Source organism: Paenibacillus sp. SEL3, from assembly GCF_054602585.1.
Genome location: NZ_CM137725.1, coordinates 3,049,543 through 3,072,229 on the forward strand (window position 1 = coordinate 3,049,543; position 22,687 = coordinate 3,072,229).

At 45.2% G+C, this 22,687-nt stretch carries 22 protein-coding genes; 11 read left to right on the plus strand and 11 right to left on the minus strand.

Features of this window, described 5'->3' with window-relative positions:
• Window positions 1–15: 15 nt before the first annotated feature.
• The 3 genes from ACYCS5_RS14140 to ACYCS5_RS14150 form a co-directional block, all read right to left on the minus strand.
• A complete protein-coding gene (locus ACYCS5_RS14140) occupies window positions 16–978 on the minus strand; it encodes a radical SAM protein (RefSeq protein WP_342425453.1) in 963 nt (320 codons plus the stop codon).
• Between the two features lie 202 nt (window positions 979–1,180).
• On the minus strand, window positions 1,181–2,395 hold the full coding sequence (locus ACYCS5_RS14145) for a spr1629 family repressor/antitoxin (RefSeq protein WP_459761232.1): 1,215 nt from the start codon (window positions 2,393–2,395) through the stop codon (window positions 1,181–1,183).
• A gap of 38 nt (window positions 2,396–2,433) precedes the next feature.
• A complete protein-coding gene (locus tag ACYCS5_RS14150) occupies window positions 2,434–3,177 on the minus strand; it encodes a spr1630 family ClpXP-sensitive toxin (protein WP_274483263.1) in 744 nt (247 codons plus the stop codon).
• A gap of 355 nt (window positions 3,178–3,532) precedes the next feature.
• Here ACYCS5_RS14150 and ACYCS5_RS14155 point away from each other — a divergent pair, with 355 nt between their 5' ends.
• The 3 genes from ACYCS5_RS14155 to ACYCS5_RS14165 all read left to right on the plus strand — a co-directional run bounded on the left by ACYCS5_RS14155 (window position 3,533) and on the right by ACYCS5_RS14165 (window position 6,244).
• Window positions 3,533–4,009, plus strand: a complete 477-nt coding sequence (locus tag ACYCS5_RS14155; RefSeq protein ID WP_029518856.1) for a DsrE/DsrF/DrsH-like family protein — start codon at window positions 3,533–3,535, stop codon at window positions 4,007–4,009.
• 134 nt (window positions 4,010–4,143) lie between these two features.
• A complete protein-coding gene (locus ACYCS5_RS14160) occupies window positions 4,144–5,652 on the plus strand; it encodes an aminotransferase class V-fold PLP-dependent enzyme (protein WP_459761233.1) in 1,509 nt (502 codons plus the stop codon).
• Between the two features lie 82 nt (window positions 5,653–5,734).
• Window positions 5,735–6,244, plus strand: coding sequence for a DUF1036 domain-containing protein (locus tag ACYCS5_RS14165; RefSeq protein WP_029518858.1), 510 nt, complete (start codon window positions 5,735–5,737; stop codon window positions 6,242–6,244).
• Window positions 6,245–6,351: 107 nt separating this feature from the next.
• Here the strand turns inward: ACYCS5_RS14165 and ACYCS5_RS14170 are convergent, their stop codons facing one another.
• Window positions 6,352–7,404 (minus strand): LLM class flavin-dependent oxidoreductase, encoded by a 1,053-nt coding sequence (locus tag ACYCS5_RS14170; protein ID WP_459761234.1) that lies wholly within the window; start codon window positions 7,402–7,404, stop codon window positions 6,352–6,354.
• Between the two features lie 251 nt (window positions 7,405–7,655).
• Here ACYCS5_RS14170 and ACYCS5_RS14175 point away from each other — a divergent pair, with 251 nt between their 5' ends.
• Window positions 7,656–8,411, plus strand: a complete 756-nt coding sequence (locus ACYCS5_RS14175; protein WP_029518860.1) for an AIM24 family protein — start codon at window positions 7,656–7,658, stop codon at window positions 8,409–8,411.
• Window positions 8,412–8,452: 41 nt separating this feature from the next.
• Here the strand turns inward: ACYCS5_RS14175 and ACYCS5_RS14180 are convergent, their stop codons facing one another.
• The gene (locus ACYCS5_RS14180; protein ID WP_069012300.1) at window positions 8,453–8,791 is read right to left on the minus strand and encodes a zinc ribbon domain-containing protein YjdM; all 339 of its coding nucleotides are present in this window, start codon (window positions 8,789–8,791) and stop codon (window positions 8,453–8,455) included.
• A 263-nt stretch (window positions 8,792–9,054) separates the two neighbouring features.
• Window positions 9,055–9,921 (minus strand): SDR family oxidoreductase, encoded by an 867-nt coding sequence (locus tag ACYCS5_RS14185; protein ID WP_459761235.1) that lies wholly within the window; start codon window positions 9,919–9,921, stop codon window positions 9,055–9,057.
• 139 nt (window positions 9,922–10,060) lie between these two features.
• Between ACYCS5_RS14185 and ACYCS5_RS14190 the strand changes: the two genes are divergently transcribed.
• Entirely contained in the window at window positions 10,061–10,951 is an 891-nt protein-coding gene (locus ACYCS5_RS14190; protein ID WP_209950084.1) for a diacylglycerol/lipid kinase family protein, read from the plus strand.
• A gap of 18 nt (window positions 10,952–10,969) precedes the next feature.
• On the opposite strand, the gene ACYCS5_RS14195 is transcribed toward ACYCS5_RS14190, so the two are convergent.
• The gene (locus tag ACYCS5_RS14195; protein WP_039271982.1) at window positions 10,970–11,512 is read right to left on the minus strand and encodes a hypothetical protein; all 543 of its coding nucleotides are present in this window, start codon (window positions 11,510–11,512) and stop codon (window positions 10,970–10,972) included.
• 95 nt (window positions 11,513–11,607) lie between these two features.
• On the opposite strand from ACYCS5_RS14195, the gene ACYCS5_RS14200 reads away from it, so the two are divergent.
• Together ACYCS5_RS14200 and ACYCS5_RS14205 are read left to right on the plus strand one after the other, a co-directional pair.
• Entirely contained in the window at window positions 11,608–12,522 is a 915-nt protein-coding gene (locus ACYCS5_RS14200) for a phosphatidate cytidylyltransferase (RefSeq protein WP_165145549.1), read from the plus strand.
• Window positions 12,523–12,638: 116 nt separating this feature from the next.
• Complete coding sequence (locus ACYCS5_RS14205) at window positions 12,639–12,986, plus strand: DUF3243 domain-containing protein (protein ID WP_318627769.1); 348 nt, start codon at window positions 12,639–12,641, stop codon at window positions 12,984–12,986.
• A 75-nt stretch (window positions 12,987–13,061) separates the two neighbouring features.
• On the opposite strand, the gene pdxR is transcribed toward ACYCS5_RS14205, so the two are convergent.
• Window positions 13,062–14,435, minus strand: a complete 1,374-nt coding sequence (pdxR, locus tag ACYCS5_RS14210; RefSeq protein WP_459761236.1) for a MocR-like pyridoxine biosynthesis transcription factor PdxR — start codon at window positions 14,433–14,435, stop codon at window positions 13,062–13,064.
• Window positions 14,436–14,542: 107 nt separating this feature from the next.
• Between pdxR and ACYCS5_RS14215 the strand changes: the two genes are divergently transcribed.
• Complete coding sequence (locus tag ACYCS5_RS14215; protein WP_069012306.1) at window positions 14,543–15,442, plus strand: DMT family transporter; 900 nt, start codon at window positions 14,543–14,545, stop codon at window positions 15,440–15,442.
• An 87-nt stretch (window positions 15,443–15,529) separates the two neighbouring features.
• Here the strand turns inward: ACYCS5_RS14215 and ACYCS5_RS14220 are convergent, their stop codons facing one another.
• On the minus strand, window positions 15,530–17,539 hold the full coding sequence (locus ACYCS5_RS14220; protein WP_459761237.1) for a fructose-specific PTS transporter subunit EIIC: 2,010 nt from the start codon (window positions 17,537–17,539) through the stop codon (window positions 15,530–15,532).
• A 170-nt stretch (window positions 17,540–17,709) separates the two neighbouring features.
• Window positions 17,710–19,662 carry a BglG family transcription antiterminator gene (locus ACYCS5_RS14225; RefSeq protein ID WP_069012308.1) on the minus strand — a complete coding sequence of 651 codons (1,953 nt, stop codon included), beginning with the start codon at window positions 19,660–19,662 and terminating at the stop codon, window positions 17,710–17,712.
• A gap of 150 nt (window positions 19,663–19,812) precedes the next feature.
• On the opposite strand from ACYCS5_RS14225, the gene ACYCS5_RS14230 reads away from it, so the two are divergent.
• The 3 genes from ACYCS5_RS14230 (at window position 19,813) to ACYCS5_RS14240 (ending at window position 21,947) form a co-directional block, all read left to right on the plus strand.
• Window positions 19,813–20,541 carry an SDR family oxidoreductase gene (locus ACYCS5_RS14230; protein ID WP_459761238.1) on the plus strand — a complete coding sequence of 243 codons (729 nt, stop codon included), beginning with the start codon at window positions 19,813–19,815 and terminating at the stop codon, window positions 20,539–20,541.
• A complete protein-coding gene (locus ACYCS5_RS14235) occupies window positions 20,535–21,005 on the plus strand; it encodes a MerR family transcriptional regulator (RefSeq protein WP_245249130.1) in 471 nt (156 codons plus the stop codon). The genes ACYCS5_RS14230 and ACYCS5_RS14235 overlap by 7 nt, the downstream gene beginning before the upstream one ends.
• A gap of 93 nt (window positions 21,006–21,098) precedes the next feature.
• Window positions 21,099–21,947 carry a GNAT family N-acetyltransferase gene (locus ACYCS5_RS14240; protein ID WP_459761239.1) on the plus strand — a complete coding sequence of 283 codons (849 nt, stop codon included), beginning with the start codon at window positions 21,099–21,101 and terminating at the stop codon, window positions 21,945–21,947.
• A gap of 40 nt (window positions 21,948–21,987) precedes the next feature.
• Here ACYCS5_RS14240 and ACYCS5_RS14245 read toward each other — a convergent pair whose 3' ends face one another.
• On the minus strand, window positions 21,988–22,545 hold the full coding sequence (locus ACYCS5_RS14245) for a GNAT family N-acetyltransferase (RefSeq protein WP_459761316.1): 558 nt from the start codon (window positions 22,543–22,545) through the stop codon (window positions 21,988–21,990).
• Window positions 22,546–22,687: the final 142 nt, after the last annotated feature.

The window sequence follows — 22,687 nt, forward strand, 5'->3', positions numbered from 1 at the left end:
AATCTCAAATCATGTCTACTTGCTTCCTACAGGAAAAAGCGCATCATATGCAGGACAAGGCAGTTTGTCGAGAAACTCCTGAAGCTGCTTCGGTTTGTTTTTGTAAATATCCTTTAAGGATGTTCCGTTATAGATATTGCCGATGACCACAGGATGGCATAGCTCACAGATCAGAATGTCCCCGTTCCCGTGCAGATGGAGCTGTTTTTTACCATCAACACAATTGGAAAAATACACACCCGGCTGTTCCTTGAAACCCAGTGCTTCTGCGAAACGGTCCATACAGGTGAAATACAATACAGTATCATCTTTTTTATGTGCAATCAGGTCATGAACGGAACGGACGAGCGCTTCCTTGGTGGAAATAGCGTTCCAGTTGGTATGATCCATCACAATGCTGTTTTGGATTTCATGGATGCGCACACCGAGATCATATACCATTTCGCTAATAGCTGGCATGTTGTTTTGTGTCTCCGCAAACAGCAACGTCTCCAACACCGTTTCCAGCTTGGCCTCGGTACATAACCGGATATTTTGAACAATTTTCTCATACATGCGAGGATGAACATGATAATATGCTGCATATTTATCAGCATCCGTGAAGTTGAAGGAGATATGAATGTTGGAAAGACCTGCATCACGCAGTTTCTCAATTCGTTCAGGGCTGAGCAAGCTGGCATTGGTGTTGAGCTGGGTAGCGATTCCTTTGCTCGAACAGTGAGCCACAATGTCCAGACAATCCTCATACTTCAGGGTCACTTCTCCCCCGGACAGTCGCACACGTTTTAACGTTGGAATGTCATCAATAATATCAATGACCTCTTTGCTGCTAATGCATTGCCCATCGTTCCGCTGATATGCGCAGCAGTAATCACACTTGAAGTTGCAATTAGAGGTGACCCCGACTTCCAGTCCCTCCAGCTCGTAGATGCCCGGCTTTTCCAGTTCAAGTGCTTTATATTTGTTCTCTATACTCACTTTCTCATGATCCTCCCGATCTCAGGCTTGTGTCTTGAATTCCCCTGAAATTATACAGAATAGGAGCGGTTTGTAGATATGACATTGGTAACGGCGAAAATGGAATTCTAAAATTTGAATTAAACAAAAAGAAACCTGCATCTAAAAAGGTAGGTTTCTCGACAGTCTTAAAGCCTTAAATATATGTTTTAAAAAGTTATAGTTACACTTGCTTAGCTACATCAGAGATATGCTTGGATATATCCGTGACATTTTGCAGACTAAAATCAAGACTTTTCGCCAAATATTTATTAAAAAAGTCAGGGACAATTCCGGTCATATGATAAAAGAAGGATACTTCTGTTTTCCAATCATTCTCAACCATTTGATGGATGTTTACGAGGCCCTTTTTAGAAACAAGGTCGATGATTGTCTTGATTTTTGTTGGTTTCTGAATTGTAATTAATTCATCGAGTGGTTCAATTTTCAAATAACCTTTTCGATGTAAAGCTGCATAGAAGTTCCGATGATCTTTTGGTTTAAGATTTCCCAAATGGGCCGCCCTGTATCCCAACACTTGCAGCGAAGTCTTCCATTTCTTTTTCAAATCCAAGTAATTATCTGGATTTGTGATATGAACCACATTTTTCATATCAAGTGTAAATTCGTCTTCAGGTAATAAGAATGCTCCCGCAAACATATTTGCTTCATTTTCAATAATTTTGTGTTCTTTTCGATCTAGATTGGCAAATTCAAGGCGATAATGAAGCAATAGATGTCCCAGTTCATGTGCTATATCAAAGTTTCTCCGAACGGCTGATCGTTTCATATTCCCTAATATGATATAAGGCCGATCGTTTCGAGTCCAGAGACTATAAGCATCAATCTCGTCGCCCATTGCCTTCTCAAAGGCGAATACTCCACTTTTTTCAACTAGAAACATAAGATCGTCGTTTGTATCTTGCGCTAGTCCCAGTCTTTTTCGTGCCAAATGAGCAACTTTATCAATTTGAGTGGATCTATCGTCATCTGAATGGTTTAGATATTCGATAACTTCATCCCTTAAGCTGATAATTTTGAGGGTAGGGAGGCTAACTCTGGCTGTGATATAGTTAATAAAAGCATCTAAATATTCAACATGCTTCGCTTCCGCCTGCGTCTTCGAGATAACATTCAAAACTTTTGAACGATAAGCGATGTTCATTACGTTTACGTTGGCAGGTGTCATATTCCGTGCAAGCATGTCTTTAGTATAGAAGTATTTACTTTTCACGTTAAAAATCCGCTTTAACTCATTCACGATTTGCATTTTAGGAGATGTATACGCATTCTCGTACTGCCAGACTGCTTGTTCTGTAACACCTAACATTTCGGAGAGCTGTTTTCTTGAATATCCATGCATGATCCGTAGATTGGTCAAATTTTCACCTATGAACATGCTGCTCCCTCCTTATTGGACTAACCCGTCTTGTTTGTCTAGTTGTGTTGCTCTTCTTCCAGGATCCCAATATCGAAAGCTGCTGGGTCCATAATATCTTCACTCATCTCTGGCGCGACTACTTCGCGATCTTCCTCCGTTAAATCAGCTCCAGAAATAAGACTTGAGAGGTCTTCTATCAGGTAAGCAATATTATCCTCAGGATTAGGCAAATAATGCATTATTTCAGATATCTGATATGCCTCATCAAGTGCATATGTAAGTATATGGAACTCATTGTAGGATGATTTAAAGCTTTCGAGTTCATCTTTTACCTGACTCTCTAAAATTAGAAAAGAAAGTTGTTCAGGTACCCCCCTTATCTTCGAGGATTGCTGAGTAGGAGAAAACAATAAATCTTTGTTAATTTTTGAAAGTTCATGAAGATAGGTACGGCGTGGACCTTTCCCTCCGTAATTACTAGGTAGCTTTGCCTGTGAAAAACATTTCTCATTGAAATAGGCCGCGTTCTTAATAAGAAAAAGAATTTTAGAGTCTCCATGGATAAATTGGAGATAGTCCCACGTTAATCCAGCTTTCGATTTTTTATATGTAAAACCGTAATCAACGCATTCTTCTGCGATCTTACTTTCGATAAAGTTACCCTTGGTCCAGGCAAAAGCTGAACTGATCTTCATTTTTGCTTTTCGATCTTTACGATGCTCAATATAATCGCGATATCCATCTACGATAGCATCAACAATCATTTTGTTGTGTTCGGAATTAAATTTGAATTTATCCATATCCATCGCTCCGATTCATAGGTATGAAGAATACCTATATTTTAATCGAAATTCGGACTTAAGGAAATGATTTTTTTTGTTTTTTTTAAAGTCGGACTGTATATTGAATAAAATCTTTATAGTCATTTAGGTTTTAAAACGATGTTGCCTTTAAATTATTCTCATTCCTCCCGCAGATCATCCGTCTGTTGACGAGAGATGGGCACACTAACGCTGGTTAGTTAGCAACAAGATTTTTTTAATTACCACATGTTTACAACTTATTCTCTGTAATTGTGATCAATATGTGAACCATGCATAGTTTTCATTTCCAAATCCATACTGAATATATTTGTTGGTAATGGAGGCGGGAATTGTGGATAAAAGAATGAATCTGCTTATGTTCAGCGGCGATTATGATAAGGCAATGGCTGGACTGATTCTGGCAAATACAGCGCGGGAATTGGATGTGGATGTGACGATGTTTTTTGCGTTCTGGGGATTATCACTGGTTCGTGATCCCGAGAAGATGACGCTTGAGGATAAGACGATTTACGAGAAACTCATGGACTTGATGACGCCCAAAGGGCCTGAATCCTTACCGCTGTCCCATATGAATTTTAGTGGTCTGGGCAAACTGATGCTAACGGAAATGTTGGAAGACAATGAAGCCCCAAAGCTGATCCACTTCCTAAAAGGTGCCCGGAAGAAAAACGTCAAATTTTATGCCTGTAAGCTATCGGTGGATATTATGGGTTTTAAACCGGAAGAATTTATACCTGAACTGGAAATTATCGAGGCCAAAACGTATCTAAAAGATGCGCTCGAATCCGATATGCAGTTGTTTATATAGGATAGACTTGCGCCTTATCCGGCTGTTGGATGAGGCTTTTATTGTGACTAAATGATGACACTCGCCCATTTTTTTTAACCCATTCGGACCTACTTACGTACCCTAAGAAGACAGAACGACTTGGGAGGCGCCGTATGCTCATGGCTCGAATTGGAAGCAGTAATTGTAGGTATCAGCCTTCTAACGAGGCTTATTTCCAAAGGTATCGCGAAAGTACAATCGGATATCACCAGACCTTTGAATCTCCATATGGGCAAAAAAAGCTGATTTATGCGGATTGGGCAGCCAGCGGCCGTCTGTATGGACCCATCGAGTCGAAAATAGCTCATGAATTAGGCCCTTTCGTGGCGAACACGCATACGGAGTCTAATTTGACAGGAACTCTAATGACCCAAGCCTATGAAGAAGCGAAACAAATCATTAAAAGCCACGTTCATGCCAATGAACGTGATATCATCCTGTTCGCCGGGTCCGGTATGACAGGTGCAGTGAACAAGCTTCAGCGACTGTTAGGATTGAAAATACATGAAAAATTAAAGCCCTTCTACCCCATCGCCGAAAAAGAACGCCCCGTTATTTTCGTTACACATATGGAGCATCATTCCAATCATATTTCCTGGGCAGAAACCGTTGGAGACGTTGTATGTCTTCCTCCGGGTCCCGGCGGGATTGTCGATCCAACTCATCTCGAACGACTGCTGCTTCAATTCCGGCATCGCCCTATCAAAATCGGCGCCTTTACCGCCTGCTCTAATGTTACAGGGTTCGAAGTACCGATTTACCAGCTATCTCGCAAAATGCACGAACATGGCGGCGTTTGTTTCATTGATTTTTCAGCAAGCGCACCTTATGCCGAGATTAACATGCACCCCACAGATCCTCTCGAGAAACTGGACGGGATTGTATTTTCACCCCACAAATTTCTTGGGGGCCCCGGTACAAGCGGCGTTTTAATTATGGATTCGAGACTATGCCTTAGTTGTGCACCGGATCAGCCCGGAGGGGGTACAGTTAGCTGGACCAATCCTTGGGGTGGATACGAGTATAAAGATAATACTGAAGCCCGTGAGGATGGAGGAACCCCTGCCTTTATACAGGCCGTTCGAACGGCGCTCTGCATTCGGCTGAAAGAACAAATGGGATACAACCGCATGTTGGAGCGAAAAAAGGAACTGACATCATTATTACTAAAAAGCTTGAGTACCATACCAGGACTACACATTTTAGGAGGAAGCAGCCAAGAACGAATGGGAATCGTTTCTTTCGTTGTCGGTCCTATTCACTATAACCTGATCGTAAAACTATTGAATGATCGGTTTGGCATTCAGGTCCGGGGCGGCTGCTCTTGTGCAGGCCCCTACGGACATTATTTGCTGGGCATCGACCCCCAAACGTCTAAACAAATGACAGACCTGATCGATGCAGGAGACTTATCTCGAAAACCGGGCTGGGTGCGTCTGTCGCTCCATCCCATGATGACGAATCAGGAAGTCTCCTATATCGCCTCTTCCATACGGGCAATCGTGGAAAACATCGTGACCTGGCAAAAAGATTATACCTATCAACCAGAATCAAACGAATGGAGATCTATAAATGAACATAACAAAATAGACATCAGCAAATGGTTCAATTTTAGCGATTAAGAGACTCGTGTCCGTTCCCTTCTTTCAAAACTCTCATAGAATACTCTGTAGGATTACTATATGAGGAAAGAAGTGACGACAAATGGGTCTCAATTTTCGCAACAGTACCAATGCGGCTATCTTTGTGGTCTTTGCCTATCCGGACTTCAGCTGTACTCCTGTTAACTATTCTAAAGCAGGCTGGTACCGTGTTAACCCTGGACAGACTATTCAGGTTTGGAGCGGCTTCGCAGGAGGGAATACGTTCTTTTATTACGCTGAAGATGATTTTGGACGCGAATGGCGGGGTTCATATTTCACTCAAGTTCCTGAGAATGCCTTCAATTGGTGCTGGGATACAGGCTGTACCACTTGTAGAAGCGTGGGACTGCGGAGAATCGCAGTTAGTCCGTTCGTCTTGGACTACACCATCAACTTTGTAACGAGCAGCAGTCAAAGAAAACCTGCATCATCCACACTCCGCATGACATTGCCTTCCAAGGCAATCCAAGAGAAACCTATCCTGCGCAGAGTCCCTGCTAAACCTAAGAGACTAAAACAAGGTAAAACCCTGTTGCAAAAGCGCATCACGCATAAAAAACGGACAAAATAAAAAATGATCTGATCAGCTCATATATAGATTATTTTAGAGTTAAGAAAGGAGCGGCCATATCGCTCATGGTCTGCCCCTTTCTCCTTTGTCTACTGAGATCAATCCACCTATTTACTCTCGGATTCCCACTTGGATATCTCTTCACGAACCCGTGGTGCTACCTCTGTTCCCAATAGCTCAATAGCTCTCATGACATCGTCATGCGGCATCGTACCGACGGGCACGTGCAACAGAAAACGTGTAATGCCTACCTGTTTACGGAGATGAATGATTTTCTTGGCAACCGTGTCTGAATCACCTACATATAACGCTCCTTCAAAGCTGCGTGCGGCATCGAAGCTGGAGCGAGTGTAAGGGCCCCAACCGCGTTCACGCCCAAGCACATTCATGCTCTGCTGAGTGGAAGGGAAGAACTTATCCGCTGCCAGCTCAGTAGTCTCTGCGATAAAACCATGTGAGTGTGATGCAACCGGAAGCAGCGATGCATCATGACCGGCATACCTCGCGGCTTTTTTATATAGTTCCACCAACGGGGCAAACTGTACAGGGCTACCCCCGATAATCGCCAGAACCAATGGCAAACCGAGCAATCCTGCACGAACCACAGATTCCTGATTCCCCCCACTCCCAATCCATACGGGCAACGGATTTTGAACTGGACGCGGATACACGCCCAAATTGTGAATTGCAGGCCGATGTCCGCCCTTCCAGGTGACTTTCTCGGATTCTCGGATTTTCAATAACAGCTCCAGTTTTTCATCAAATAACTCATCGTAGTTATCCAAATCATACCCAAATAACGGGAACGATTCGATAAAAGAGCCCCGGCCTGCCATAATCTCAGCTCGTCCATTCGAAATGCCGTCCAGTGTAGCAAAATCCTGAAACACACGTACGGGATCATCCGATGAAAGTACCGTAACTGCACTGGTTAATCGAATCCGCTGGGTCTGTGCAGCAGCAGCAGCGAGGATAACAGCAGGTGCAGATGCCGCATAATCTTTACGATGATGCTCCCCGACGCCGTACACATCCAGCCCTACCTGATCTGCAAGCACAATCTCCTCGACCACTTCACGTATTCGTTGTGCGTGACTGATAACCTCCCCCGTTTGGGGATCCGGCGTTGTTTCTACAAACGTGCTTATCCCTATCTCCACTTGCTCTACCCCCTATTTTCATGTTTCATTCTCATTCGGCTGCTTTCGAAGCCAATCATTTTAAAAACCGATATCTTTATATTGAACCTTTTTCGCATCTTTTTCAAGCTCTCCTTTTCTGAGTCTGAAAATCAGCCAAGGGAAGTGTCAAGATTCGCCGCAGGAAAAGAAGTCTCTTTGTCGAATATTGTATGGAACAAAGAAGTTTCCCATCCCCACACCATGAATACAACAAGGAGGCACTTACATTTATGGCTTTTGTTATTAATAATTTAAAGGATAACAGCAATGTTGCTATCACTGACCAATTAGGCGGATTTACGGTACTGGAATACATAACAGATTTGAGCTGCACCTCGGTTGCGGCTGCGCAAGACAATTACTATATGAGCAAAAGTAACATGCGCCGCAAGCAACTCATGATCGAAATCAACAATAGTGAGATTATGATGAAGGCGGGAGCCATGCAATATACTGTGGGTAGCATGGAAATGACTACCGGTGTAAAAGGCGTGGGAGGCTTAATGCGAAACTTGGTGTCCGGCGCTGTAACAGGGACAGGTGCCATTAAACCGCACTATAAAGGCACGGGTACCATTATGCTGGAGCCTACCTACCAATATATTTGGCTTATTGATGTCGACAATGATGATATTGCCATCGAAGACGGCTTGTTTTTGGCTTGTGACACGACGCTGGACATATCCGTCGTTGCACGTAGTAATCTTTCCTCTGCCGCACTGGGTGGAGAAGGGTTATTTAATTTAAGCGCCCGCGGAAAAGGAGTTCTGGCACTTCAAGCGCCAATCCCTTCCGAGGAAGCGGTCGTTATAGAATTGCAAAATGATGTGCTGAAGGTGGATGGTAACTTTGCCCTCATGTGGTCCAATACCTTACAGTTCACCGTCGAAAAATCTGGAAAAACCAAAATGGGCTCGGCTGCTTCCGGCGAAGGGCTGGTAAATGTGTACAGGGGAACAGGAACCGTATGGTTAGCGCCCTTATAAACAAAAAAAGGAGAAGCCCTCGGCTTCTCCTTTCTTACATTTTAATTCTTTTTTACAAACTCCGATTTTAGCTTCATTGCTCCAAAACCATCAATTTTGCAGTCAATATCGTGATCGCCATCCACCAGACGGATGTTTTTTACTTTGGTGCCAATTTTTAAGACGGATGAGCTTCCCTTCACTTTAAGGTCTTTAATGACAGTTACAGAGTCACCATCCTGTAGGATGTTACCATTCGCATCTTTGACGACCTTTACGTCTTCACTACTTGCTTCTGGCTCGGTAGACCACTCATGAGCGCATTCCGGACAAATGAAAAGACTGCGATCCTCATAAGTGTACTCTGAATTACATTCAGGACAATTTGGTAAATTAGACATGGTATTATGTACTCCATTCATTTTCAAATTCTACTGCTGTGCTAAGCTTCCCTGGATAGACCAAGCTTGCTCCAAGTCTTCCTTGGAGTTCCCTACAAGTATATTGGATAATCCGTCACGATTCCACTCATGGATGAAACTAATCTGAGTATTGTTGCACCTCATATGTAAGCGTTCTGTCTGCTGAAAATGTCCATAGGTGAACATATAACTAAAAACGGATGTTGCCTAACGTAGGCAGCATCCGCTTTACGGCACGTTTATTATGCTTGGATTTGCTTGATCAGTTCACTAATTCCTTGGCTAAGCGGTGTAAGGGGGCGTTTCAACAGCTTCTCAAAATCGCTGCTTACGACATCCAAGGCTCCTTCACGAATCGCTTGTTGAATACCAACCACAATAGGGATTGCTCCTTCCGGGACTCCCGCACCGAGCATAACCTCGGCATACGTAGCATCATCCACCTGCTGGACAGGAACGTTTTTGCCCAGAACCTCAGCAAGTACCGCTGCAAACTCTTCTTGGGTAATCGGCTTACCGGAGAGCTCGTATATTGTATTCTCATGTCCTTCACCAGACAAAACAGTTGCAGCTGCTTGCGCATAATCTGCGCGGGTAGCCCAACCTACTTTACCGGACCCTGCCGAGGTTAGCCAAGGAGCACCCGCGAGTACGGATCGGATCGTGCCTGCCTCATTCTCCAGATACCAATTATTACGCAAGAAGGAATAAGGAATACCTGACTCGCGAATGAACTCCTCCGTGATGCGATGTACGGGCGCAAGAAATAGAGTGCTGGCAGCGGCATTGGCAGCGCTAGTATAAGCGATGAAGCCTACTCCAGCACGCACAGCAGCATCAACAGCCGCTTTATGCTGACGAATTCTAGTATCATTATCCCCGTCTGCGGATATAATCAGCAGTCGATCTACTCCAGCAAACGCTTGGTCCAGCGTCTCCGGTTTATCAAAATCACCGTGACGAACGTCAACGCCACGAGACCGTAAGTTCTCTGCTTTTTCTGGATTTCTTACGCTAACAATAAGATCGTTTGCGGAGACAGATGTAAGCAACGTATCTACCACGATGGAACCCAGTTGCCCTGTTGCTCCTGTTAATGCGATTTTCATATGAAATCCTCCATTCAGATTTTATTTACTTTTATATAGTAACTAAAAATATAACACATGTCTAATCTAGAGTCTAAAGGTCTGCTTTGCGGGTAAGAGTGGGTAACCCAAACTTTCCCCTAGAGAAAGGAACATGTATATGAAGAAAGCTATGATCATTGTAAATCCCTCTTCCGGCAAAGAGGAATCCCTCCAACATGTCAGAAACGTAGAAGAAACTCTACGTGATCAAGGATACGTTGTTACGGTTAAAGAGACAGAGAAGGAACTGGACGCCACCCGTTTTTGCGTTAATGCGTGTGAGGAAGCTTGTGACCTAGTCGTTTCCATCGGTGGAGATGGCACACTTCACGAAACCATCAACGGTTTCATGGATCAAGACCACCGTCCAAGACTGGGGATTATCCCCCTTGGGACAGTCAATGATTTTGCCCGTGCCTTGCAAATTCCGCTAAGTCCCGAGCTGGCGATCCGTACACTGACTTCTGCCCGCGTGAAAAACGTAGATATGGGCCTCTTAAACGGCCGAATGTTTGCCAATGTTGTTGCTACAGGTTCGCTTGCTGAATCGCTATCAGCTGTATCGTCAGACGATAAATCCATGTTTGGCACATTTGCCTACTTCAAAGAAGGCATGAAAGAGCTTATCAGCCATCCAGCCCACTCACTTATCGTCCGCTATGATGACAAGACCTGGGAAGGAAAGTCCCCACTCTTTTTGGCCACGTTAACCAATTCAGTTGGCGGATTCGAGAAACTGGCACCCGATGCGACTGTTGACGATGGTCTGCTTCACTGCTTTATTTTTAAAAACCTCAATATATTGAACACCGTGACGGCCAGCATATCCTTATTTTTAGGCAACCTGAAGGATCATAGTGATATCGTTTACTTTACTGCAAAGCATGTAAGTGTCAGCTCCGCAGAACCGGTCAGTACGAATGTAGATGGTGAGGAAGGGCCGTCTTTGCCTATCGAGCTTGGTATTTTACCGCGTCATATCGAGGTAATTGTGCCGGAAGGGGTCTAGGTCATGCGGTGCTGGTCCTCAAGCTTGAGGATCATACTCGCTCAATTTCCCCTCGTAGATCAAATGGAATCGATCACTTTGCCGAAAATCGTCTGGCGTAACAAGAGCGGGCAGTTTGTTCCATATTTTTATGCCGGATCGCTGTAAAATTTCCGCGACGAATTGCGAACAAAAATAAGAATTGCTGAACTCGACTGGTTCTTTGAGTGCAATACCAATCAAACCCAGTAAGTTATACATATATTTTTGACGACTTCGGATAAATACATGTAAAACTCGCTTCATTTTTTCAACTTCACGGTCGGTTACTTGAAGCTGGTAGATAACACATGTTGTATTCGGAAATCTGCTGTATGTACCTGTCTTAATATCCTCTTTCACGAAACCACCATCCAGAGGGTTATTAGGGGTCTTTCTGCCGAAGCTGTATAACTCCGAAAGTTCCCGGTTGAAGGAAATGGAGGCGTGATTGTATGGCGCTCTCGTATAGCTTTTAATGACTCTCGTAAGAAACGTTCCCGTATTCGTAAGCAAGATAAAGACGGATTGATCTGCTACCATTTACGAAATTTCCCCTTATCAAGTTGGAATTATTCCTTCATAATAACATAGGAACCCTAATGGAACCCTATTTCGCGATAAGTTGGTGAGTGGTAATGGACAGTTCGATATTAACGTTAATCCTTATTTTTACAGCCTTATTGGTCATCCATCTGATTTACATAGTAGTAGTCAAAACACAGCCAGACAAAGACTATGCAGGGATTGGGCTTCGCATCAAGACATGGTGGGGTATGTTCTTTATCTTTTGCTTGGCAACTCTTTTCAATCCGATTGTTTCACTGCTTTCCCTGATGGCACTCACCTTTTTTGCGCTAAAAGAATACTTTTCCATGATTAGATCCAGAAAAGCTGATCGCAGATTGTTTCTATGGGCGTACTTGGCGATTCCCGTACAATTTTATTGGATTTATATCGGGTGGTACGGAATGTTTATTGTTTTTATTCCTATCTATGTATTCTTACTGCTACCGCTCCCGCGATTGATCAACAAAGGAACGGTTGGATTTCTGCGCAGTGTCAGCTCGACCCAGTGGGGACTCATGCTGATGGTTTTCGGGTTGAGTCATCTGGCCTATTTTCAGTTTGCTACGCCGCAATACGGAGCGAAACTTGTACTTTTTCTAGTGGTACTGACGCAGCTCAATGATGTCGTACACTATCTAGCATCACTCTATTTCGGAAAACGGAAAATCGTCCCGACATCCAATCCCAATATAACTTGGGAAGGCTTTGCATTCGCTTTTCCCGTAACTATAGCGGCTTCCTATTTCATCTATCCCTATCTGACGCCGTTTGACCTGAAATTTGGAATTATTTTCGGCATGCTGATCAGCTTGAGCGGTTTCTTTGGCAGTTTAACGGTTTCCGTGCTGAAGCGGGATTTATTAATCGGCGATGATGATAAGTTCGATGCTTTGAAAAAAAGCTATTTAAGCCGGGTGGATAGTTTGACCTACACCTCACCCGTCTTTTTCCACGTAATTCGTTATTTTTTTGACTTTATGTAGCGATTACCTCCGCAATACTCCGCTTCTCATCGGTTTCATTTTGGTTAGCCGGGGTAAGTACTACCGTACCGTAAGCAGTCCTTATCCTAGAAAACGATCTTGAGGAGGCGTTAGAAATGGCAGAGCACAATCATGTTGTGAATAAGGAAGGCGAAGTGGCCTTGAACAAGGTAGATGACGTATTAAATCGGATAGACGACAACAAAAAGGATGACATTCTGGGCAGCTTTGATTCATTCAAAAGTTATTTGAGCGACAAGATTGAAATGGCTCAAAATATTGGTTTGAATGAAGAATTGATCGCAAAAGCAGCTGAGAAGATAGCTGGATATCTGGCAGCCAAAGAAGAACCTCGAAACAGCGAGGAGAAGCTCCTCCAGGAGCTGTGGAAAGCGGGGGACAAGGAGCAGCAGCATGCGCTTGCCCATATGCTAGTACGCGTGGCTCAAACCTCGTATGAATAGTGATGATGGAACACAATATCTTGCTATGAAAAGGGCAGCCTATCCTCACCTAAGGATAGGCTGCTTTCGCGTTTACTACCGTTGCAGTGCGTTCCTGATTCTGCGAACCCCTTCACGAATTTCATTTTCCTTTAGATGCCCATAGCCCATGAGCAGCCGGTTCCCTTCAAGCTGTGCCGCAAATACATTTTGACTATGGAGACATTTCGGCAAATCCTCTCGGAACGGGAACTGAAACTCTGCTACCAAATGTAAACCCGCCGATCGGCCACACACCCGATATTGCCCTGTAAAATGCTGCTCAAGGCTATCAATCAGGACTTGACGACGCTTGGCATACACTTTCTTCATCTTATGTACATGTTTATGAAGGAGTCGCTTCCTGATATACCGACTCAACACAATTTGCTCCAGGCTCGCCGTCTGGTAATCCGCCAGTTGCTTTAAACGGATAAAATCAGCGACTCGTGACGAGGGAAGAACAATATAGCCGATCCGCAGCGCGGGGAATAATATTTTGCTAAACGTCCCGACATATAGCACCCGTTCTGGGTCCAGACTCTGCAAGGAGTGGACGGGCACCCCGTCATACCGGAACTCACTGTCATAATCATCTTCGAGCAGAAGACATCCTGTCCGGGCTGCATACTGAATTAGCTCGATCCGCCTTTGGATCGGCAAGATACCCCCCAGCGGGAACTGGTGCGAGGGTGTCAGATATGCCAGTTTGGGGTGTTTCTTTTGCGGCAGATCGGCTGTTATAACTCCCGAATCATCAACAGTCATACTCCGCAGTGTGGCTCCTGTGGCCGCCACAATGCTTTTTAAATCTTCATTTGTCGGTTCCTCTACCAGGGCTTCATCTCCAGCTGACAGTAACAGACGGGTGACAAGCTGAATCGCTTGTACTGCTCCGCTAGTGATTACAATATGTTCCGGGCTGACTTTCACTCCTCTGGTGTGACTCAAATAGTCGGCTAGCTCCCTGCGTAACTCAGGCTCTCCAGCAGGATCGCCATAACCTAGTGCCAGATCAGGAGCCTCTTTGCATACGCTCTGAAGCAAGTCAGCCCATGATTTGCGCGGAAATAATTCCAATGCAGGAAGGCCTGTCCGGAAGGAAATTACCGACATCTCATTTGAATATGCAGATTCCACTGCAGACGCAGACGCCTCGATAGGCGGTGCGGATACATAACCTGGAAGGACGGCCCCTTCGGCTACATAGGTTCCTGAACCTGAGCGCGCAATGGCTAAGCCTTCGGCTAGCAGCATTTCATAAGCTTCGAGGATAACATTCCGGGAAACGTTCAACTGTAAGGCCAGCACCCGGGTCGAAGGAAGTTTATACCCTGCATTCAGTTCTCCAGCTAAAATACGGTCCCGTATTGCTTGATATACCTGACGCAGCATCGGAACTGTCACATTCTTATCGATAGATAACCACATAGCTACCCCCCAAGCGGTACTGTCGAAAACCTCTTCAACTGGATCTACAAGTGCCCAGTTTCTATTGCTACAGTATATATCAATATCTGTACAAGAGGTGAGATAAAATGAACAAACCAACCTTTTCGACTTACATGGAATTAGTGATCGCCACTTCCATTGTCGGCAGTTCTGTGGTAGTCGGCAAACTGGTCGTGATGCAGCTGCCTGTTTTTTTATCGCAATCTGCCAGTCTGGCTGTTGCCCTTCTGTTCTTGGTACCCATTGTATTCATCAAAAAGTATTCATTAAGGATCAGCAAACGGGATGCCTTAATCCTGTTCATTCAAGCACTGGTCGGCATGTTTCTCTTCCGTGTCCTAATGCTGTACGGGCTGGCCTACGCCTCTGCTTCCGAAAGCGGAATTTTAACTAGCTTAACCCCAGCTATTGTTGTACTTCTTTCGTATGTGCTGCTGAGAGAAAAGATTACGCTCCGCCCCGGACTAGGGATTGCCTGTTCACTGCTCGGTGTTTTGGCACTACAAGTACCTCACATATCGGCGCTCTGGTTCAATGCTCCTAACGCAACCTCGTTCATTGGCCTGCTGCTTGTTCTGTCTGCTGTGTTCGGAGAAGCGGCACTGACAGTGTTACGCAAGATGCTATCCAGCCATGTCTCTTCCCTGCTTGGAACCATGTATATAACACTCTTTTCATTCCTCATGTTCCTGGCTTGTTCCTTTGTGGAGGCCCAACAGTTCAACTTTAACCACGTTGGTGTAGGGGAGATTGGGCTAGTCTTATATTATGGTATCTTTGTCACCGCATTAGGCTACGTATTATGGTTTAGGGGTGTATCAAGAGTACCGGCTAGTACAGCAGCTGTATACACGGGTTGTATTCCCGTCAGCACACTGCTGCTGTCCTATATCATCCTCCGTGAATCCTTCTCATTTGCTCATCTGGCTGGTGCAGGCTTTGTATTTCTCGGCATCATACTTATATCACGCGGTGAACGCCGCTGACTCACGCAAAGACCTTCTCAAAAAAAAGGCTCCCGGCTGAAACTTCGGGAGCCTCTTTTCTTTATTTTAGGTTCTTATCGCATTGAATTAATGCACCTGATCCAGCAATTGATATGCTTCTTCCTTCGTAGTAACTGCCAGAAGCGCCTCTCTGAAATGATCGTCCATCAGCTTACGCGATAACATTTGCAGCACTTTCAGATGCGCATTTTCCTTGCTGTTGCGCGGTACGGCAATCATAAAGATCAGTTTTGCTTCACTTCCGTCTGCACTATTCCAGTCAACACCGCCTTGCTTGATGCCAAAGACCACGCTTGGCTTCAGGACAGCTTCCGATTTGCCATGAGGAATGGCAATATTCATTCCAATGCCTGTGGAGCCTTCTTCCTCTCTGGCTAATATCGCCTGTTTGAAATCACTGGCAGAGCTTACGGCTCCAGTTCTCTCAAGTGCTCCGATCATTTCATCAACCACAGCATCTCGTGTCGTTCCTTCCAGATCCAAATTAATCAGATCCATCGTTACAATATCCGTCAGTTTCTCAATGTGCATGGCTTGCGAAGACACTGCTGGCCCGTTATTTGTGACAGTTGTTGATGCAGATGACTCCGCCGCAGCAGTCGTTGTAGTAATCGCAGATTGCCCAGCTCCTGCGGTAGAATGTCCAGGCATCGCTTCCCCAGCAGCATCCGGAGTTACAGTTGCTGCAATATCTTTTTTCAGCAAGCTCACCAGGACAACCGATACGGCTACGCCGACAATAACGGCAATGAAGAACATAAGCACATGGTCCACTGCACCAAGTACAGCTACAATCGGTCCACCGTGAGCTACCTTATCACCTACATTTCCCAACATGGCGATGACAGAACCGACCATGGACCCTACCATAATACTGGGAATAACACGCAGTGGATCTTGCGCCGCGAATGGAATCGCACCTTCGGTAATCCCGAACAACCCCATCGTGAATGTTGCCTTCCCGGCCTCGCGTTCCGCAGGTGCAAATTTACGTTTGTTGATCATCGCTGCAAGTCCCATCCCAATCGGCGGAATACAAATCGCAACGGCGATTGGCCCCATAATTTCATAATTCCCTTCGCCGATCATGGCCGAACCGAATAAGAAAGCAACTTTGTTCACAGGGCCGCCCATATCAAAGGAGATCATCGCACCTAGAATCAATGCTAGTAGAATTGAACTTGTACCTTGCATACCTGCAAGCCAGCCCGTTAAAGCTTCAAACAATTGTGCGACTGGAGCACCAATCACAAAGACAAAGATTAATCCAACAATTAACGATGCCAATACAGGGATAATAATAATAGGCATGATCGGCTGTAACGCTCGCCCAACCTTCATTTTCCGAATACCCAGTGCAACATAACCCGCCAGAAAACCAGCGATAATCCCGCCGATAAATCCGGCCCCCGCCTCACTTCCATAAAAACTGCCGTTCGCAGCAATGAATCCGCCAACCATACCCGGTGCAAGCCCCGGTCTATCCGCAATACTCATTGCGATAAATCCGGCGAGGATCGGTATCATAAAGGTAAACGAAGCTGAGCCGATATCCTGAACCGTCTTCCAAAATGAACCGTCCGGTATAACCAGACCGCCTGGTGTCTTCTCACCGCCAATCGTCAACGCAATAGCAATGAGCAATCCTCCAATGACGATAAAGGGTACCATATAGGATACACCGTTCATCAAGTGTCGGTAGATGGGATTTTGTTTCGGTTTGTTCTCCTGTGAGCTACCCTCGGCAGAACGTGACTCTGCTTGGTACACAGGTACATTCCCCTTCATCACCCGCTGGATCAATTCTTCCGGACGGCGAATGCCATCCTGTACGCCTACGACCAGCAGTTTCTTACCGACGAAACGGTCTTTAACCACCGTTTTATCCGCTGCAATAATAATGCCATCTGCCTCACGGATCTCCTGCTCGGTCAGTTGATTTTCGACTCCAATGGAACCTTGTGTCTCAACTTTCATCTCAATGCCCAGCTTTGCTGCTGCCTTTTGCAGATTCTCAGCTGCCATATACGTATGTGCAATTCCGTTAGGACATGAGGTAATCGCCAATATCTTCATGTTCATTCCCCTTCTCTCTGGTGTTTCCGCTTACATTGATAGTATAAACGCCTATCCTGCTGTTATCGGGCGAACTTTTTACCGGAACTTTCGGAAAAACGGAATTATACCGACAAAAAACAGGACTTATCTATAAGTCCTGCTCCAGAGCACGCCTTTTTGATTTTAGTTTATCCCTTCATTCTCCCTAATAATCTCATCGCATCGGTCTCCTTAGATAAGGCATGAACCAAAGCAGGTTGCTCACTGATCAGGGACAATTCCTTGAATAACTGGCGCATCTCTTCCCGCCCATCCTGTTTAACCGCAAGCAAGAACACAAGCTCTACTTTCTCGGTCCCCCAGGTAAGCGGCTGCTTCAAGGTAGCGATTACAATAGAGGACTGCCTTATCCACTCAGAACCGCCATGCGGGATGGCTATGCCTCCCCCAATCGTCGTAGCCGACATTTTTTCTCGCGCCAGTACGCTGTCCACATAACCGGGCTCCACATATCCTTTGTCCTCCAGTATTTGCGCCAGCTTGGAGATCAATTGTTCCGGATGCTGCACTTCCTGCTGGGGAAAGACCAAAAAAGGTGTTGTATATTTAAAAAATACAGATTCGTCTGCCGCCCTATGTTCCGGCTCATCCAGTCGTCGGATCACTTGCTCCAATCGACGCTCGTCCTTGGCATCCAACAAGGGAGAGACGAGAATGTGCGGAATGTTCATCTCTGGGAGATCTACAGTGGTAATGACTAGATCCACCTCCTGGGCTGCCAGATAGTCCTGGACTTCTGCTTTGGAAAGGGTTGTCTCCACATGTACAGCCGGAAATTTACGTTCCACCTTGGTGCGCAGCAGTTGGGACATACCAATGCCCATGTGACACACGATGATGGCTCTCTGGGGATGACTCTCTTTCTGGTGCAATCGCTCCACAGAAGCCTGAAAATGTAGCGTTAAATACGCCGCTTCCTCCTCGGGGAAGGATAACCGGATCCATTTCCCCACCTCTTCCAGCGTAATAATAACTCGGTCGAACATGTAGGGGTACATCTTCTTGATCTCGGCCAGCATAGGATTGGACACGGTCAACCCATATTGAAGACGGTTCAGGGTCGTATATAAATGGACATTCAATCCTTTCAGCAACATTTTGTCCTTGGAAAAGGCAATCATATTCAGCTCGGACATCCGCCGGACTAACTGCTCAATCAACTCAGGCAAAAGCGGGTGGCTATCTGCCAGCTCACCTTGTTTTCCTGTTCTTTCCTCCTGCTGGTAACGGAACTTCCCGCTAAGCAGGTGCAGAGTTAAATACGCTGTCTCTTCCTTGGAAAAAGGCACGGCAAACAACTTTTGCAATTGCTGCAAAAAAGACGTAGCCCATGTAAATTCGCGTCTCTCCTGCAAAAAGGCAATGTCCTGCTTGGAGAGGGAAATGGGTTGTCCCATCTTAGTTCGTTTGACCATTAAAAGGATATGCAGCATTAGAGCTTCGAAAGCTTCGTCAGTAAAGCTGAGCTCATTGCGTTTTTGCAATGCTTTTAATTCATGATTTATGGTTGTAATCTCGTGCGATTCAAACTGTTTGCGCATCAACTGTCCTGTTAACTCAGGACTGTCAATCAGCTGGTTCATCCGCGCCAAAGCGATGCGCTTATTTTTCTCAGAGCCTTGAATGGTTAAGCCTACGCGCTGCTTGGTAATTAAGGCCAGATTAAAGCTGTGCAGCCAGCCATCAATCTTCTCCATATCTCTACGAATTACCGTCTTGTTCACATAATACTGTGAAGCTAGATCCTGGATGGTCACAGGCTTGGCATTCATCAAGAGCCGATAGGCGAGATGCAGTACCCTTTCCTCATCCGACTCATGTTGGGCTGTACTCTCGTCCGCATACAGTCGATGGAACAATTCATTCTGATCTGCTTCACCCATCTCTAGATAAATGCCGCGTCCCGGCCTTCTCACCAGATTGGCATCAGAATGCTTAACGATATAATCTTCAATTACTTTCAGATCGTTGCGGATCGTCTTTTCAGAGCAGTCGGTCAGATCTGCCAAATCCTGCGCTAACCACAACCGGTCCGGTTCAGTTAACAACATGCGTAAAATTTCCATTTGCCTTTTATTCATTCCATTCTCCCATCTTCCAAGTTAAAGAATGTCCAGGGCATTTCGAGCTATATTTTTGCTGGTTTTGTGTTGACTTTAAGTATACTCCAAGTAGTACATTTAAAGCATGGTGGCCGCCAAATTTAAGAATAATGAAAAGAGGAATCATTCATGACCATTGGGAAAACAGTTCTTATTACTGGGGCCAACAAAGGCATCGGGTATGAAACAGCCAGACAATTGGGCGGTATGGGTTTTACAATCCTGGTTGGCTCACGGAATGAGCAGAGCGGCCGGGAAGCGGTGGCTAAGTTGGCTAATGAGGGAGTAAAAGCCCGATTGATTTTGTTAGACGTGACGAATCAAAGTACGATTGATTCCGCAGCCCATCAGATCAAACAAGAATCCGGTTCCCTTGATGTACTCATCAACAATGCCGGCATATCTTTGGGAGGAGCCACTCCTCCAAGTCAGTTTTCTTTGGACGATTTAAGAGAAACGTATGAAACAAACTTTTTCGGTTTGGTCGCCGTGACGCAAGCCATGCTGCCTTTATTGCAAGAATCTCCATGCGGTAGAATCGTTAACTTGTCGAGTGGCCTTGGTTCATTAACCTATAATAGCGATCCTGAACATGAGCATGCCCAATTTAATTTGCTTGCCTACAATAGTAGCAAAGCAGCGGTTAATATGTTCACCGTCACCCTTGCCAAGGAACTCCAAGACTCACCTCTCAAAGTTAATTCGGCTGATCCTGGCTTTACCGCCACTGACTTAAATGGCTTTACAGGACCGGGTTCGGTACAACAAGCTGCTGCTGTCGTTGTTCGTTTAGCCACTTTAAATAATGACGGGCCGTCAGGAGGGTTTTTCGACGCGAATGGAGAAGTTCCTTGGTAATCGTTACAATTAAGGAGTGGGATACTTTGCAGGAAATTCCGGAGACCATAACCTCTATTAGTCAAGCTGCAGAACTAACAGGTTTAACAGAGGATACCATACGCTACTATGAGCGAATTGGCTTGCTGCCCTATGCAGAACGAAGGGCTAACGGACACAGGTTCTACAGTAGAGATCAGGTTCTGGGGATTATCTTTTTAACCCGATTAAAAGCCACTGGAATGACCATAGAGGAAATGAAGCATTATCGAGAACTTTCGATGCAAGGCAACAGCACCATTCCGATTAGACACTCCTTACTTGAAAAACATAATCAGAAGATTCAACAAGAAATCTCCAGACTGATGGAGACCCAAAAAATTATTGAATATAAGCTCAGCCATTATCGCGACCTCTCTACCAATCCTGATCTTAGCGACACGAATTGTAACCCTACAACCCCCAGCACCAATCCCCTTTTTTAAGGGGTTATTTTCATTTTCAGTGAGAGATTGATCGAACCCTCTTAATTCCCTATAATCCAAATATAGCATGAATTTCTAGGGGGGGGAATAACGGTGATCACCTATATGAGTTGCAATGACGTCAGCATGGAACACATTTTTCAGGCATTTTCGCTTGGGTTCTCGGATTATTCCATTCGCCTGACCACGGATCAGGACGATTTCGCAGCACGTTTTTTTGGTCCAGAGGGTAATACACTGGATCACTCTTTCGTTGCCATGGATGAGGATCAACCGATCGGCTTAATTCTCGGCGGTGCCCGGCAGTTCGACGGGTACAAGACCATGCGTTGCGGCACGCTATGCATCGCCCCGGCTTACCGTGGTCAGGGGATTAGCAACAAGTTACTGGAATTACATAAACAAACAGCCATCTCCGCGGACTGCCAGCAGCTATGGCTCGAAGTCATCAAGGATAATCATCGGGCCGTCAAATTATATAAAAAACATGGCTATCAGCCACGCTATACGCTGAAATACTACAACGGCACTCTGCCATCCGCTGCTGCCCTCTCATCTTCGTATATTCTTAAGGAAGTTACATTTGATGACGTCGCAGCTTTTCGTAAGAACCTCACCGACTGCCACATCCATTGGCAAAGTGACACACCCTATTACGCCACCAGTACACAGGAAGCTTTTCTCGGCATCTACGAAGTGAATCAAACGTGTCTTGGCATGGTAAGCATGAGTGCTCAGGGTAAAATCAACTTTCTTTGGATCGATCCTAAGCATCGCAACCAAGGATTAGGATGCACCCTCCTTCATAGAGCAGCAGAGATCCAAAAGATTGAGAAGGTGTACATTTGTCTGTCCGACAATGACTCTCTTGAAGGATTTATCCAAAAAATTGGTCTCTCGAAAGACCCCATTGAGCAATATGAAATGTGTATGCCGCTTTAACGATAATGGTTCACCACATTTAAATCAAAACCTACATCTATCATTTCTGAGAACGATTGATATACTCTGATTTGACCAATGCGCACATGTAAAGATCATCATATTTCCCGGACGTAAACTCATATTGGGCGAGGAGCCCTTCCTGTCGAAAGCCGGCTTTTTCAAGCAAACGCAGGGATTGCGCATTCTCAGGCTCTACTAGCGCCTGAATGCGGTTCAATGAGAGAGTATTAAACCCATAGTCGATTACAGCTGCAAGTACCTCCGACATTAACCCTCGGCCCCAATAGTCTCTGGACAATTCATAGCCTATTTCTGCCCGGTGATGACGTTGATCCCAGTTATGAAATCCGCAAGAACCGATGATTTTACCTTCCTTCGTTTGAAGAGCCCAGCGTATTCCCTGATCTGTCTCAAAAATCCGATCATACCAACTGATCTCATCCATTGCATCCTGTTCAGACTCAAACGGGCTCAGTCCATAAAACTTCATAACCTGCTCATCTGAAAAGTATTCCAACATGTCCTTGCTGTCCGTCGCCACCATTTTTCGTAATACGAGACGTTTGGTCGTTATAACCGGAAACTCGCCTTTCACATTCTCACCTCTTGCCGCCTTGTTCACTTTTGTCACCTTTTCTTGCATACCTATGCCTCCTGAGTCTATCGTTACTTTCTTCTTCCAATTATAGAGGAAATGAGAGGAAGGGATATTTATAATAATTTCTTTGTTTATAGAA

What these genes read in the sequence shown, in the direction of transcription:
- ACYCS5_RS14205 (WP_318627769.1), top strand. Translation starts at nt 12,639, where the DNA reads ATGGCAGAGCACAATCATGTTGTGAATAAGGAAGGCGAAGTGGCCTTG.
- ACYCS5_RS14185 (WP_459761235.1), bottom strand. Translation starts at nt 9,921, where the DNA reads ATGAAAATCGCATTAACAGGAGCAACAGGGCAACTGGGTTCCATCGTG.
- ACYCS5_RS14225 (WP_069012308.1), bottom strand. Translation starts at nt 19,662, where the DNA reads ATGAATAAAAGGCAAATGGAAATTTTACGCATGTTGTTAACTGAACCG.
- ACYCS5_RS14175 (WP_029518860.1), top strand. Translation starts at nt 7,656, where the DNA reads ATGGCTTTTGTTATTAATAATTTAAAGGATAACAGCAATGTTGCTATC.
- ACYCS5_RS14230 (WP_459761238.1), top strand. Translation starts at nt 19,813, where the DNA reads ATGACCATTGGGAAAACAGTTCTTATTACTGGGGCCAACAAAGGCATC.
- ACYCS5_RS14195 (WP_039271982.1), bottom strand. Translation starts at nt 11,512, where the DNA reads ATGGTAGCAGATCAATCCGTCTTTATCTTGCTTACGAATACGGGAACG.
- ACYCS5_RS14180 (WP_069012300.1), bottom strand. Translation starts at nt 8,791, where the DNA reads ATGTCTAATTTACCAAATTGTCCTGAATGTAATTCAGAGTACACTTAT.
- ACYCS5_RS14145 (WP_459761232.1), bottom strand. Translation starts at nt 2,395, where the DNA reads ATGTTCATAGGTGAAAATTTGACCAATCTACGGATCATGCATGGATAT.
- ACYCS5_RS14160 (WP_459761233.1), top strand. Translation starts at nt 4,144, where the DNA reads ATGCTCATGGCTCGAATTGGAAGCAGTAATTGTAGGTATCAGCCTTCT.
- ACYCS5_RS14215 (WP_069012306.1), top strand. Translation starts at nt 14,543, where the DNA reads ATGAACAAACCAACCTTTTCGACTTACATGGAATTAGTGATCGCCACT.
- ACYCS5_RS14190 (WP_209950084.1), top strand. Translation starts at nt 10,061, where the DNA reads ATGAAGAAAGCTATGATCATTGTAAATCCCTCTTCCGGCAAAGAGGAA.
- ACYCS5_RS14220 (WP_459761237.1), bottom strand. Translation starts at nt 17,539, where the DNA reads ATGAAGATATTGGCGATTACCTCATGTCCTAACGGAATTGCACATACG.
- ACYCS5_RS14165 (WP_029518858.1), top strand. Translation starts at nt 5,735, where the DNA reads ATGGGTCTCAATTTTCGCAACAGTACCAATGCGGCTATCTTTGTGGTC.
- pdxR (WP_459761236.1), bottom strand. Translation starts at nt 14,435, where the DNA reads ATGTGGTTATCTATCGATAAGAATGTGACAGTTCCGATGCTGCGTCAG.
- ACYCS5_RS14200 (WP_165145549.1), top strand. Translation starts at nt 11,608, where the DNA reads ATGGACAGTTCGATATTAACGTTAATCCTTATTTTTACAGCCTTATTG.
- ACYCS5_RS14150 (WP_274483263.1), bottom strand. Translation starts at nt 3,177, where the DNA reads ATGGATAAATTCAAATTTAATTCCGAACACAACAAAATGATTGTTGAT.